The organism is Skermanella rosea, from assembly GCF_016806835.2.
Lineage (GTDB): Bacteria > Pseudomonadota > Alphaproteobacteria > Azospirillales > Azospirillaceae > Skermanella > Skermanella rosea.
The window spans coordinates 3851837-3863599 of record NZ_CP086111.1; the positions used below are offsets into that span (position 1 = coordinate 3851837).

Annotated in this window: 10 protein-coding genes; 4 read left to right on the forward strand and 6 right to left on the reverse strand. The window is 68.6% G+C overall.

The window, feature by feature from the left end; all coding sequences use genetic code 11:
- Nucleotides 1-104: 104 nt before the first annotated feature.
- Genes JL101_RS17980 through JL101_RS17990 form a run of 3 tightly spaced genes read left to right on the forward strand, consistent with a single transcriptional unit; the run spans nt 105 to nt 2634 of the window.
- The gene (locus tag JL101_RS17980; RefSeq protein WP_203097120.1) at nt 105-947 is read left to right on the forward strand and encodes an IclR family transcriptional regulator; all 843 of its coding nucleotides are present in this window, start codon (nt 105-107) and stop codon (nt 945-947) included.
- Nucleotides 944-1960, forward strand: a complete 1017-nt coding sequence (locus tag JL101_RS17985; protein ID WP_323374668.1) for a 2-dehydro-3-deoxygalactonokinase — start codon at nt 944-946, stop codon at nt 1958-1960. The genes JL101_RS17980 and JL101_RS17985 overlap by 4 nt, the downstream gene beginning before the upstream one ends.
- Nucleotides 1957-2634, forward strand: a complete 678-nt coding sequence (locus tag JL101_RS17990; protein ID WP_203097118.1) for a 2-dehydro-3-deoxy-6-phosphogalactonate aldolase — start codon at nt 1957-1959, stop codon at nt 2632-2634. Before JL101_RS17985 ends, JL101_RS17990 begins: the two co-directional genes overlap by 4 nt.
- 85 nt (nt 2635-2719) lie before the next feature.
- Here JL101_RS17990 and JL101_RS17995 read toward each other — a convergent pair whose 3' ends face one another.
- Nucleotides 2720-6094, reverse strand: coding sequence for an ExeM/NucH family extracellular endonuclease (locus tag JL101_RS17995; protein ID WP_203097117.1), 3375 nt, complete (start codon nt 6092-6094; stop codon nt 2720-2722).
- Nucleotides 6095-6284: 190 nt separating this feature from the next.
- Between JL101_RS17995 and JL101_RS18000 the strand changes: the two genes are divergently transcribed.
- The gene (locus JL101_RS18000) at nt 6285-6845 is read left to right on the forward strand and encodes a Uma2 family endonuclease (RefSeq protein WP_203097116.1); all 561 of its coding nucleotides are present in this window, start codon (nt 6285-6287) and stop codon (nt 6843-6845) included.
- A 142-nt stretch (nt 6846-6987) separates the two neighbouring features.
- Here JL101_RS18000 and JL101_RS18005 read toward each other — a convergent pair whose 3' ends face one another.
- From JL101_RS18005 to JL101_RS18025, 5 genes are all read right to left on the reverse strand, one after another.
- On the reverse strand, nt 6988-8592 hold the full coding sequence (locus tag JL101_RS18005) for an alkaline phosphatase D family protein (RefSeq protein WP_203097115.1): 1605 nt from the start codon (nt 8590-8592) through the stop codon (nt 6988-6990).
- Nucleotides 8593-8734: 142 nt separating this feature from the next.
- Entirely contained in the window at nt 8735-9904 is a 1170-nt protein-coding gene (locus tag JL101_RS18010) for a sensor histidine kinase (RefSeq protein WP_203097114.1), read from the reverse strand.
- 23 nt (nt 9905-9927) lie between these two features.
- Nucleotides 9928-10947 (reverse strand): ATP-binding SpoIIE family protein phosphatase, encoded by a 1020-nt coding sequence (locus tag JL101_RS18015; RefSeq protein WP_203097113.1) that lies wholly within the window; start codon nt 10945-10947, stop codon nt 9928-9930.
- Nucleotides 10929-11366 (reverse strand): ATP-binding protein, encoded by a 438-nt coding sequence (locus JL101_RS18020; protein ID WP_203097112.1) that lies wholly within the window; start codon nt 11364-11366, stop codon nt 10929-10931. Before JL101_RS18020 ends, JL101_RS18015 begins: the two co-directional genes overlap by 19 nt.
- Nucleotides 11356-11757 carry an STAS domain-containing protein gene (locus tag JL101_RS18025; protein ID WP_203097111.1) on the reverse strand — a complete coding sequence of 134 codons (402 nt, stop codon included), beginning with the start codon at nt 11755-11757 and terminating at the stop codon, nt 11356-11358. Before JL101_RS18025 ends, JL101_RS18020 begins: the two co-directional genes overlap by 11 nt.
- Nucleotides 11758-11763: the final 6 nt, after the last annotated feature.

Sequence of the window (11763 nt, forward strand, 5' to 3'; positions counted from 1 at the left end):
GATGCCGATATATCCCACTATTTGGGACAGACCTAATCTATTTGACATACGCCGGCATGGCTTCCTAACATCATTCCCGGCCAACGCGGGAGCGGATCACCACCATGAAGGGCCACCACGCAGCCGTCCTGGAACAGCCCCAGGGGACGGACCGGACAGGGGAGCGGGCACCGGAGAAGCGCCAGGGGAGCGGCACCCAGACCCTGCTAAGGGGGCTCGCCCTGCTGGAATGCGTCGCGGAGGGCATCGGGGACGTGAAGGGGATCGCGGCACGGCTCGGCACGCCGCGCAGCACCACGCACCGCATGCTCAACAGCCTGGTCGCCGAACGCTACCTGCACCATGTGCCGTACAAGGGCTACCTGCTCGGGCCGAAGCTGATCCAGCTCGGCATGCGGGCGCTGGAGCATCGGCCCCTGGCGGCGATGGCCCGTCCCCATATCGAGACTTTGGCGCGGCTGACCGGCGACACGGTCCATCTCGGCGTCCTGGAGGATGGGGAAGTCTTCTACCTGGACAAGGTTCCCGGCACCCGCGGGCTGGAGATGCGCTCGCGCGTCGGCATGGCCATGCCGGTGGCCTCGACCGGGCTGGGCAAGAGCCTGATGCTGGGATTGCCGCCGGACCGGTGGCCGGACCTGTACGAGCGCGCCCGCGCCTTCGCCTCGACCGTCCCCGGCCGGCCGCCGCTCGCCCCCTGGCCGGAGTTCCGGCGGCAACTCGCGGATTATGCCGGCCAGGGCTGGTCGTACGACATGGAAGAGAACGAGATCGGCATCCGCTGCGTGGGCGCCCCCGTGCACGACGTCCGCAACCAGGTGACCGCTGCCGTCAGCGTGGCGAGCGCCGTTCCCTTCATGCCGGAGCAGAGGATGCGGGAGCTCGGGCCGGCGGTCCGCGACTGCGCGGACGCGATCTCCAAGGAGTTGGGATGGAAACCCCAGTGATTGAACAACCGGATGCCCCCGCCCTGATCGCGCTGGACTGGGGCACCTCCAGCCTGCGCGGGTACCTGATGGACGCGGGCGGCAGGGTGCTGGACCGGCGCGCCAGCGCCCACGGCATCCAGAACCTGCCGGTCCCCGGCATTCCCGGCTTCGAGCAGGCCTTTGCCGATCTCTGCGGCGCGTGGCTGGAAGCCCACGGCAAGCTTCCCGCCGTGGCCGGCGGCATGGTCGGCAGCGCCCAGGGCTGGGCGGAAGCGCCCTATGTCCCCTGCCCCGCCGACACCGGCAGCCTCGCCGGCAAGGCCGTCGCGGTGGAGAGCGCGTCGGGCGTGCGCGTACTGATCGCCCCCGGCGTCATCTTCGACCCGCCGGACGCCGACCCCGACGTGATGCGCGGGGAGGAGATCCAGATCTCCGGCGCGCTGGCCGACCATCCCCACCTCGCCGGCCGGGCCTGCGTCGCTTTGCCGGGCACCCATTCCAAATGGGTCCAGGTGACCGACGGGCGTATCGCCCGGTTCGCCACATACATGACCGGCGAGCTGTTCGCCGTGCTGTCGCGCCACTCGATCCTCGGCCGGCTGATGCCGGACGATCCCGCGGCCTCTCCCGCCGACCGGTCCGCCGCCGACGCCGCCTTCGCGGCCGGGGTGCGGACCGCCCGCGACGGGCTGCCGGGCGACCTCTCCCACCAGATCTTCGCCGCCCGCACCCTCGGCCTCACCCGCCGGCTGCCGCCCGAGGTGCTGAAGGACTACCTGTCGGGCCTGCTGATCGGGAACGAGCTGGTCTCCGGCCTCGCCCGTATGCGCGACACGCTGGCCGGCGACACGCCGCTGCTGCTGATCGGCGACGCCGCCCTGTGCCGGCGCTATGTCCGCGCCCTCGACCTGCTGGGCACGGTCCCGGCGGCCCTGCTCGACAACACCGCCCCCCGCGGGCTCTTCCAGTTCGCCGTCGAGGCCGGACTGGTCACCTCCCCCGTTTCCTCCGACAGGAGCGACATGCCATGAACACGACGCCGGCCCTGAACACCCCGGCCACAGCCGCCTCCGACCTCCGGACGCGCCTGGACGGCGCCTTCGCCGCGCTGCCGCTGGTCGCCATCCTGCGCGGCCTGACCCCGCGGGAAGCGGAGCCCGCGGCCCAGGCCCTGTACGACCGCGGCTTCCGGCTGATCGAGGTGCCGTTGAACTCACCGGAGCCGTTCGACAGCATCGGCGCGATCCGCAGGCTGCTGCCCCCGGACGCGATCGTCGGCGCCGGAACCGTGATGACTCCCGACCAGGTGAAGACCCTCGCGGGCCTCGGGGCCGACATCGTGGTCATGCCCCACGGCGACACGGAGCTGATCCGCGCCGCCAAGTCCGCCGGCCTCGCCTGCCTTCCGGGCGTGACCACCCCGACCGAGGCCTTCGCCGCCCTGAAGGCCGGCGCCGACGCACTGAAGCTGTTCCCGGCCGAACTGATCAGCCCCCGCATCGTCAAGGCCATGCGCGCCGTGATGCCGCCCGACGTCCGCCTGCTGCCGGTCGGGGGCATCGCCCCTGAAACCATGCGCGACTACCGCGACGCCGGCGTCGCCGGCTTCGGGTTGGGCTCGGCTCTCTACACCCCCGGCATGGCCGTCCCGGAATTGGCCCGGCGCGCGGAACGCTTCGTCGCGGCGTGGCGGGAGATCGCGTGACGCAGATACGGAGGCCGACGTTCCGGAATGCTGTCGGCGTCGGCCCTGCGGGCCGGTGCCGACCTACGAGGACATTGCCGTCAGCTCAGGCGAAAAGCTGGCCGTAGTCGTCCACTCCCGTGACTCCCACCAGCGACACCGTGGCGCCGTTGAACTGCAGCACCGTCGTGTCGGCACCCCCGGTACCGTCGCCGTCCACCTCGGTCACGCCGCGAAGACGCAGGCCCCCGTCCATCTCCAGCCGGTCCCCTTCCGCCGCATCGAAGTCGAGCAGGGTATCCTTGCCGCCGCCCCGGGACACGACGAAGATATCGGCGCCTGCGCCCCCGTCGAGCCGGTCGTCGCCCGTGCCGCCATCGAGGCGGTCGTTGCCCGAACCGCCGAACAGGGCGTCCTTGCCGCTGCCGCCGAGAAGCGTGTCGGCACCGTCCAAGCCGCGGACCTCGTCGTCGCCGTTCCCGGCCCGGTAGGTGGTGGCGAAGCCGCCCGCGTCCTGGAAGCTGTCGGCCTTGTTGGTGCCGGCCACCATCCGGGCCGGGTTGCCCAGGTCGAGGCCCGCCAGCAGGGGATCATGGTCGGACACCCGGGCCGCGACCGAGCCGTCGAAATAGTCGGGGTCGCGCCCGAAATCCAGGTTGTAGTCGAGCGCGTCGGCCTCGTCGGCATTGATGTGCCACTCGGTGATGCCGGTCACCTGGTCCGCGAGGGTCCCGTTCGCCAGGATGTAGTCGAGCGAACCGATCTGCCCGTCGAACACGTAGGAGTACGGGTCGTCGATCCGCTCCTGAAGGTTCTCGTAGCCGGCAGCCTTCAGGGTATCGATCGGATCCTCCCGGAAATAGGAGTTGAGGTCGCCGAGGATCATCCTGTCGCCATCGTCGGTACCCGTGGGGTTGGTGCCCAGCCACTCGGTCAGGGCTTCGGCGGCCAGTTCGCGCTGGTTGTTCCAGCTTCCGGCGCCGTCTCCCCGATCGGCGTCCTCGCCCTGCCCCGATCCGCCCTTGGACTTGAAGTGGTTGGCGACCGCGGTGAACTGCTCGCCCGTCCCGGTCTCCTCGAAGGTCACGGCCAGGGCGGCGCGGCTGGTGTTCTCGCCGTTGAAGATGCCGCCGACGGTGCTCTCGGCCAGCAGTTCCGGCCTGACGTCCGAATCGTCCAGGACCGCCACGCCGGTGTCCCCGGCGACCCGGACCTCGTCCGGCTTGTAGATCATGCCGACGGCGATCGCGTCCCCGCCGACGAAGTCCTGCCCGGGGCGCACCCAGTCGTACAGCGTCTTCCCGGCCGCCGCGTTCAGCTCGCCGACCAGGTATTCGACCGCATTGCCGGACGAGCCCTCGATGAAATCGTTCTCCAACTCGACGAGGCCGAGCACGTCGGCGTCGAGTCCCAGGATCGCCGTCACCAGCTTGTCGGACTGGCGCTCGAACTCCGCCGGGCTGTTGGCCCCGCGCGGCTCGAACCCGTTCTCCGTCCTGTTGCCGCCGGCATCCAGCGTGGTGAAGTAATTCAGGACGTTGAAGCTGGCGACCTGCAGCGTGCCGCCGACCGGGTCGGGCTCGGCCGGGCGCTCGTTGGCGGAGACGAAGGTATTGTCGCCGTCCTCGACCGAACGGACCCGGTAGGCTCCCGCCGGGCCGAAGCCGAGCACGCCCGTCAGCCCGGTGACCGTGTCGCCCATGCGCGGCGCCGTCGCGGTGCCGTAGCCGGGCTCATCCGGGTTCGCGGCGGTGGGACCCGCGCCGTCGTCGTCGGGATCGAAGCCGTCCAGCAGGTCGATCGGCTGGTTCTGGCTGTTCAGGCCGTCGTCATAGGTGATCGAGCGGGATGCCAGCTGCCGGAGGTGGTCGGCGTAGCCCGCCGCATCCGGTTCGTTCGTCTGGGTGAACTGGTACGGACGATCGTCCGCGGACTCGTCGATGCGGCCCGCCAAGCGGTCGCCCTCGCCGGCATAGAGTTCGATCTCGTTGAAGCGGTCGAGGTTGAACTGCTCGGTCACCGCCAGGGTCTGCGGGACGGTGACCAGCATGCCTTCATAGGCTTCCAGGTCGGGCTGGAAGCCGTTCGATGCGGAACCGGTGGTGCCGGCGGCCGGCAGGTCCATCTCCACCGCGAGCGCGTCGGCATCGGCCACCGCGCCGGGGGTCACGACCCGGATGTCGGCGGCCCCGGCGACGGTGAGCTGGGTCTCGCCATTGAACTCCGTCACCGTCCCGGTCACCCGGACGAGATCGCCCTCGTCCACGTCGGCGCGGAGGGGGCCGGCCCCTTCATAGACGAAGATGCCTTCGGATGTGAGGCTGTCGGCGTCCCGGTCGGCCGCTTCCTCCATCAGGTAGAAGCCGCCGATCTCCCGCCCCGCGTCGCCGTCGCCGTTCTGGAAATCGCCGACCACGACGGCCTCGACGGTGACCCTGCCGCCGACGAGCGGGCTCGCCGTACCGCCGCCCTGGACCTCGGCGATCCGGGATATGCCGACATCGTCGTTGATGATGGTCGCCGTGGCGGAACCGTCGGCGATCCGTGCCTCACCGGCCGTCGCGGCAAGGTTGGACAGCGAAAGCGTGAAGGTCTCGTCAGGCTCGGGCACGGAGTCGTCCGCGATCTCCACGGTCACCTGCCGCGAGAGTTCCCCACCATCCTCAAAGGTCAGCGTGCCCTCGGCGGCGGTGTAGTCGCCGCCGGCGGTGGCGCTGCCGTCCTGCGTCGCGTAATCGACCGTGAAGGCCGCCGCGGCATCGGTGCGCGAGACGGTGAAGACCGCCGTTCCGTCCGCCTCGTTCACCGTGACGTCGCCGACCGACACCTGCGTCGCTCCGTCGCCGGGCAGATCGGTGCTGGTGACGCGGATGTCGTCGATGCCGACCCACTCGTCGTTGCCGACGGCGTTGGTCGTGATGACCCTCACCTGGAGTTGCGGCTGGTCGCCGGCCTCCGCCGGGAGCGCCACCGACACGGGGATCGACCCGCCGCCCAGGGCCGGGCCCCGGGTCGCGTCGGCCAGGTAGCCACCCTCGACAGTCGTCCAGTTTCCCGTCTCGCCGAGGCGGTACTGCACCGCGACCTGCTGGATGGCGTCATCGGGGCCGGTTTCCAGGTCGCGCGCATTGAAGGCCAGCTCGACGTTTTCCTGCCCGGTGGAGTCGAGATGGATCACGACATAGGGCGCATCGGCGGTTCCAGACCCGCTGAGCGCCACCGTCGGATCGTCGATCGCGAATTCCGTCACGCCGCCGGTGGCGAAGCCGTTGGGAGTGGTCTGGTTGGCATTCACGTCCATCTCATCGGACGTTCCGACCACCGTGCGGGGGTCGGCCCCGGTCGCCGACGTCAGCCCGTCGCCGCGGTACCCCACGATCGACGGAACTCCGGACCAGTCGTCATTCGTCGCGATCAGGCCGGGCTCGCTCCAATCCTGCGCGAACGCGCCTTGGGAAAGCCGGTGATATTGGCTGGTCATCTTTCCTCAACCCTGTTTCTCGGACACCCGCGAGGGGCGCCTGCGGCCGCGTCGCGGCGGCCTGGATGGCTTTTGCGGGACGGCATCCCTGGCGGGGCATGCCGGCGGGCCGTTCCAGCCGGAGCATTCCCCATGATCCAAAACCCTGTGCTATCCTGTCCGGCATTCATCGCTGCGGATCAAAAGGACGATGATGACGGCGCAGTTCTCTCACCGGCTGATGACTGTCGAGGAATTCCTGGACTGGGATGACGGCCGTTACGAACTGGTCGACGGCACTCCCAGGCTGATGGCGCCGCACTCAGATGCCCATGGCACGATACAGGGCAACCTGACGGCCCTGATCCGAAACCATCTGGCGGCACGCGGCGGTCCCTGCCGTCCCGTCATCGAGGGCGGCGTGAAGCCGAGGATCCAGGCGAAGTTCAACTATCGCAAGCCGGACATCGCCGTAACCTGCAGCCCCCATGTTCCCGGCGATGTCATGATCCCCGATCCCGTTCTCATCATAGAGATCCTGTCCACCAACGAGACCGAAACGCGCGAGAACATCACGCGCTACATCTCGCTGCCTTCCATCCGGGAGGTCGCCTTGTTCCACTCGGAGATAAAACTCGCCGAGCGGTGGAGACGCGGTGCGGACGGGTGGTCCGACGACCCCGATCTCTTCACCGGCTCCATGAGGCTCGAGACGATCGACCTGAGCCTGGATTTCGACGAAGTCTATCGCTGGGTGAACTTCCGGGGCTGAACTGGATTTGACGATCGAAGTCTCCGAGGAACGATCTCCTTAACTCCACTTGCCCAGGTCGAGCCGGCCGGCAGGCAGTGGCGGTCGTGCGGAGAGGGCCACCGTCCGCGACGCGGGACGCAGCCCCTCCCCGCCGAAGTCGTCACGCCGCCGGCAGGAGTTCCTTCGTGTAGAGGCTCTGCCCGTCCAGGTCCTTCAGGGTCACCAGCATCACGCCCTCCTCGCTGATGTCCACCTGGCCGAAGAACTGCATCCCGGCCGATGGGGCCAGATTGGACTGCCCGTCCGGCGGGGCCTTCACGTACATCAGCTGCGGGCCGAAGGTGTCGTCCAGTTCGTTCGGGCCGAAGGTGCCGGCGTTCAGCGGACCGGAGACGAATTCCCAGAACGGCTCGAAGTCCTGGAACTTGGCCTTGTTCGGATCATAGAAATGGGCCGCGGTGTAGTGGACGTCGGCGGTCAGCCAGACCGTGTTGCGGATGCCGTTGCGCCGGATGAAGCTCAGCAGGTCGGCGATCTCCAGCTCGCGGCCGCGAGCCGGGCCGTTGCCCTGGGCGATGGCTTCCGATCCGGTCTTGTCCTTGCCGTTGTCGTACACGATCACGCCGATCGGCATGTCGGACGCGATCACCTTCCAGGTCGCGTTCGAGGCCAGCAGGGCCTGCTTCAGCCAGCGGATCTGCTCGGAACCCAGGATGGGGGTCTCCGATCCCATCTCCTCCTGGAGATTGGCGGTGTTGGGTCCGCGGTAGCTGCGCATGTCGATGCGGAACACGTCGAGGTGCGGACCGTAGGAGAACTTGTTGTAGATCCGGTCGCGGTTCTCCGGGTCGTGCCGGATCGGCATGTATTCCAGGAAGGCCCGCATGCCGTTGGCGGCCAGCACGGCGGCGCTCTTCTCCTTGTAGCGCTGGTCGGAGTCCATGCGCTTTTCCCAGTACCAGTTGTTGGTCGCCTCGTGGTCGTCCCACTGGGCGAACATCGGCACCTCGGCGTTGAAGCGGCGCAGGTTCTCGTCCATCAGGTTATAGGCATGGGCGCCGCGGAAATCGCCCAGCGTCTCGGCCACCTTGGACTTCGCCTCGGTCGTGACGTTCTTCCAGACTCCGCCGCCCGGCAGTTCCTTGGTCTCCGGGATCGGACCGTCGGCATAGATCGTGTCGCCGGAATGGATGAAGAAGTGCGGCTCTGTCCGGCGCATCGCCTCGTAGATGCGCATGCCGCCGAAATCGGGGTTGATGCCGTATCCCTGCCCGGCCGTGTCGCCGGACCACACGAAGCGGACCCGGCCGTTGCCCGGGGCGGTGCGGAACTGGCCGGTCACCGGCTCGCTGAAGCTCTTCAGGTCGGACAGGTCCTGGAAGCTGACGCGGTAGAACACGCGCTGGTCGGCCGGCAGCCCGGACAGGTCGATCCGGGCGGTATAGTCGCTGTCGGTGACGGCGACCGGGCCATCGAAGCGCCTGGCGTTCCTGAAGCTCTCGGTCGTTGCGACCTCCACGACCATGCGGGCCGGCCGGTCGGCCCGGCTCCAGACGATCGCCCGCCCGCCGGACAGGTCGCCGGACTGGACACCGTAGGGCATGGCGATGCGGCGGCTGTCGGCGGTGATGATCGCCGGAGCCGCCTGGGCCAGCGCCCGCCCGGCGGTCGAGGCCGCGACCAGCAGACCGCCGCTTGCCAGCGCCGAATTGTACAGGAACGAGCGGCGGGTGACCCACCGCCGGGACTCAGGGCTATTGGACATATCGCGGATTCTCCCGTTCCGGTTTATTCGTCCGCGGAAGCTATCCGGTGCCCATGACAGTTTTTCATGCGGAAGCGACGCAAACGGGGAACCCCTTACGGCTAGCCCATGCCTGCGGGGACCGTTGCCGCGCCCTCCCCCCTCAATCCCCGTGCAGGGGCATCGTCACGGTCACCCGCGTGCCGCCGTCGCCGTTCGCGCCCTCGATCTCCAGCACGCCTTCGACCCGCGTCGCCAGGGCGCGTATCAGGTTCATGCCGAGGCTGTCGGTCGCCTCCTCCGGCATGCCCTTGCCGTTGTCGGTGACTTCGAGCCTGAGGCGCTCGCCCGGCAGGACGGTCAGGGAAACCCGGATCTCGCCCCGGGCACCGTCCGGGAAGGCGTGCTTGAAGGCATTTGTCACGATCTCGTTGATCAGCAGGCCGAGCTGGATCGCCATGTCCAGGCCCAGCGCCACGTTGTCCGTCTCGACCATCAGCTCCGGCCCGTCGCCCCGCGCGGTGAAGGAGGTCCGCAGATGGGCGCACAGGTCCCGGACATAGCCGGAGAGATCGACGCGGGCGAGATCGTCGGACTGGTAGAGCTTCTCGTGGACGATGCTCAGCGAGTGGATGCGGCTGCGCACGTCGTCCAGTTCCTGCCGGACCAGCGGGTTGGTGGACTTGCGCGCCTTCAGGCTGACCAGGCTGGAGATGATCTGGAGGTTGTTCTTGACCCGGTGGTAGACCTCCTTCAGCAGCACTTCCTTCTCGACGACGCTGGCGCGGAGCGCCGCGTTCGCCTCCAGAAGCTCCTCCTCCCGCTGGCGCAGGTCGTTCAGGCTGCTCAGCAGCTCCTGGTTCTGGCGCTGGACCTCCTCGACCGGGTCGAGCGGCTGCTGGCGGGCCAGCTCGTCCATCAGCTTGTTGATGAATTCCGGGATCGCCATGCCCAGCGGCTTGGACAGGATCCGGGTCAGCCGGACCGTCGTCCCGTCCCCGGATGTCTCGATATCCAGCTTGTCCATCAGGCGCCGGGCGCCGAGCAGGCCCAGCCCCATGCCGGTGCGCGAGCGGTAGCGGCCGGCCAGGATGTCGTCCAGTTCGGAGATGCCCGGCCCCCGGTCGCCGACCTCGATCACCAGGGCCACCTTCCCGGCGACCTCCTGGATCCGGAACTCGGCCTTTCCGCCGGTGGCGTAGGCGTAGGCATTGCGGCAGACCTCCGACACCGCCGTGGCGATGCGGGTCTGGTCCTGGACCTCGAAGCCCATCCGGTCGGCGACCAGCCGCGCCCGCTGCCGGGCGTGGACGATGTCCCGGTCGTGGCGCACATGGACCGTGAAGAGCGGCCAGGTCAGGGGTCTCTGGTCTTCAGTACGACGATCAGGTTGTCGTCCCGGACCCGCTTGAAATCGCGGTACAGCACGGCCGCGATCATCGTCGGGTGTCTTGTTGCCAGCCCCGGGTAGCTGTCGATATCCCATTTAGTGCTCAAGCCGTCCGAATGGAAAACCGCCAGCAGATCGCCACCGTAACCATACTCGTATTCCTTCACTTTCGACATATTATGCCCGACGACGCCGTTTTGCGACACCGTTCGGGCCTGCCCTTCCCGCGACCGGAAGTACCCCGCGATATTGCCCACCCCGGCGAACAGGATGCGGCGTTCGACCGGCTCGATCCGCACCACGGCGACCGCGGCGCCGCGCGTTCCCCGCAATGCCCGGTGCAGATCCTCGACCAGGGGTTCGGGCATCCGCTCCTTCGACTGCCTGAACCCCGCCCGGGCGGCGTCCGCCGCGTCGGCGGCGCCGAGACCGTGACCGAGGCCGTCACACAGCAACAACAGCGTGGCGCCGCGATCGGTCACCCGGACTGACCAGGTATCGCCGCTCACCGCCTCCCCGATGCGCGGAAGGCACACCGCCCCGACTTCCAGCCCGGGAAGGTCGGGCGCAGACCGGCCACCGCCGGCCCGAACGCCGCAGACGATCGCGGTGCCGTTGCCTGGCTTGGAATAGACGTCGAAATGGTCGGACTGGCGCTGGATCGCGCCCAGCCCGGTGCCGGGACTGTCGCCGCTGGTGACGCCGTCCCGCAGGCAGTCCTGCACGTTGGCCATGCCCGGGCCGCTGTCCAGGGCGATCACGGTGACCTCGCCGCTGGTGCCCGACGACCGGGCGTCCAGCAGGATTTCCCCGCCGCCGCCGTGGCGCAGGATGTTGGTGGCTGCCTCGGTCACGACCAGTGCCAGACGGGCGCATTCCTGTTCTCCGAGACCGGCCGGGGACGCCAGCTGCACCGCCTTGCGGCGTGCCTCGGCGACCTGGGTCTGTTCCCGGACTGGGACCGAAACTACGGCCGTTCCGTCCATGATGCGACTTTCACTATGGTTCCCTCGCCCGGCGCGGACCGGATCTCGAACTCCTTGCAGAGGCGCTTGGCGCCGCTCAGTCCAAGCCCGAGACCGCCGCCCGTGCTATAGCCGTCCTTCAACGCCAGGGCGATGTCGGCAATTCCAGGCCCCCGGTCGCTGAAGATCATTTCGACCTTGCGCCTCGACATCCGGCCGACGATGGCGATCCGCATCTCGCCTCCGCCGCCATAGTCCAGCGTGTTGCGTGCCAGCTCGCTGGCCGCCGTGACCATGCGGGTGGTCTCGATCTTCGAGGCTCCGATGGTCGCCATGGCGGCCGCTGCCACCCGCCGGACCCGGCTGACGTCGGCTCCGGTCTGGATCGGGATCACCTCGCCGTCGGCGGCTCCTCCCTCTTGCCCCGGCTCAAGCCTCATGGAGGCGCGCGGCCTCCTCGTCGGCGCCCCGACGGATCAGCTCCATGCCGCGGTCCACGTCCAGGGCGGTGCGGACGCCCTGCAACGACATGCCCAGTTCGACCAGCGTGATGGCGACCGCCGGCCGCATGCCGACGATCACCGTGGACGCGTCCAGGATGCGGGCGATCGCCGAGATGTTGGCGAGCATGCGCCCGATGAAGCTGTCCACCACGTCCAGGGCGGAGATGTCGATCAGGACGCCCTTGGCGTGTGTCTTGGCGATCCGCTCGGCCAGATCGTCCTTCAGCGTCATGATCATCCTGTCCTCCAGATCGACCTGGATCGTCAGGAGCAGGCAGTCGCCGATCTGGAAAATCGGAATGCGGTTCGGCTCGAGGAAATGGGTCATGTCGAT

Excerpts from the sequence above, each read along its gene's own strand:
- JL101_RS17980 (WP_203097120.1), top strand. The coding sequence starts at position 105 with ATGAAGGGCCACCACGCAGCCGTCCTGGAACAGCCCCAGGGGACGGAC.
- JL101_RS17990 (WP_203097118.1), top strand. The coding sequence starts at position 1,957 with ATGAACACGACGCCGGCCCTGAACACCCCGGCCACAGCCGCCTCCGAC.
- JL101_RS17995 (WP_203097117.1), bottom strand. The coding sequence starts at position 6,094 with ATGACCAGCCAATATCACCGGCTTTCCCAAGGCGCGTTCGCGCAGGAT.
- JL101_RS18000 (WP_203097116.1), top strand. The coding sequence starts at position 6,285 with ATGATGACGGCGCAGTTCTCTCACCGGCTGATGACTGTCGAGGAATTC.
- JL101_RS18005 (WP_203097115.1), bottom strand. The coding sequence starts at position 8,592 with ATGTCCAATAGCCCTGAGTCCCGGCGGTGGGTCACCCGCCGCTCGTTC.
- JL101_RS18015 (WP_203097113.1), bottom strand. The coding sequence starts at position 10,947 with ATGGACGGAACGGCCGTAGTTTCGGTCCCAGTCCGGGAACAGACCCAG.
- JL101_RS18020 (WP_203097112.1), bottom strand. The coding sequence starts at position 11,366 with ATGAGGCTTGAGCCGGGGCAAGAGGGAGGAGCCGCCGACGGCGAGGTG.
- JL101_RS18025 (WP_203097111.1), bottom strand. The coding sequence starts at position 11,757 with ATGACCCATTTCCTCGAGCCGAACCGCATTCCGATTTTCCAGATCGGC.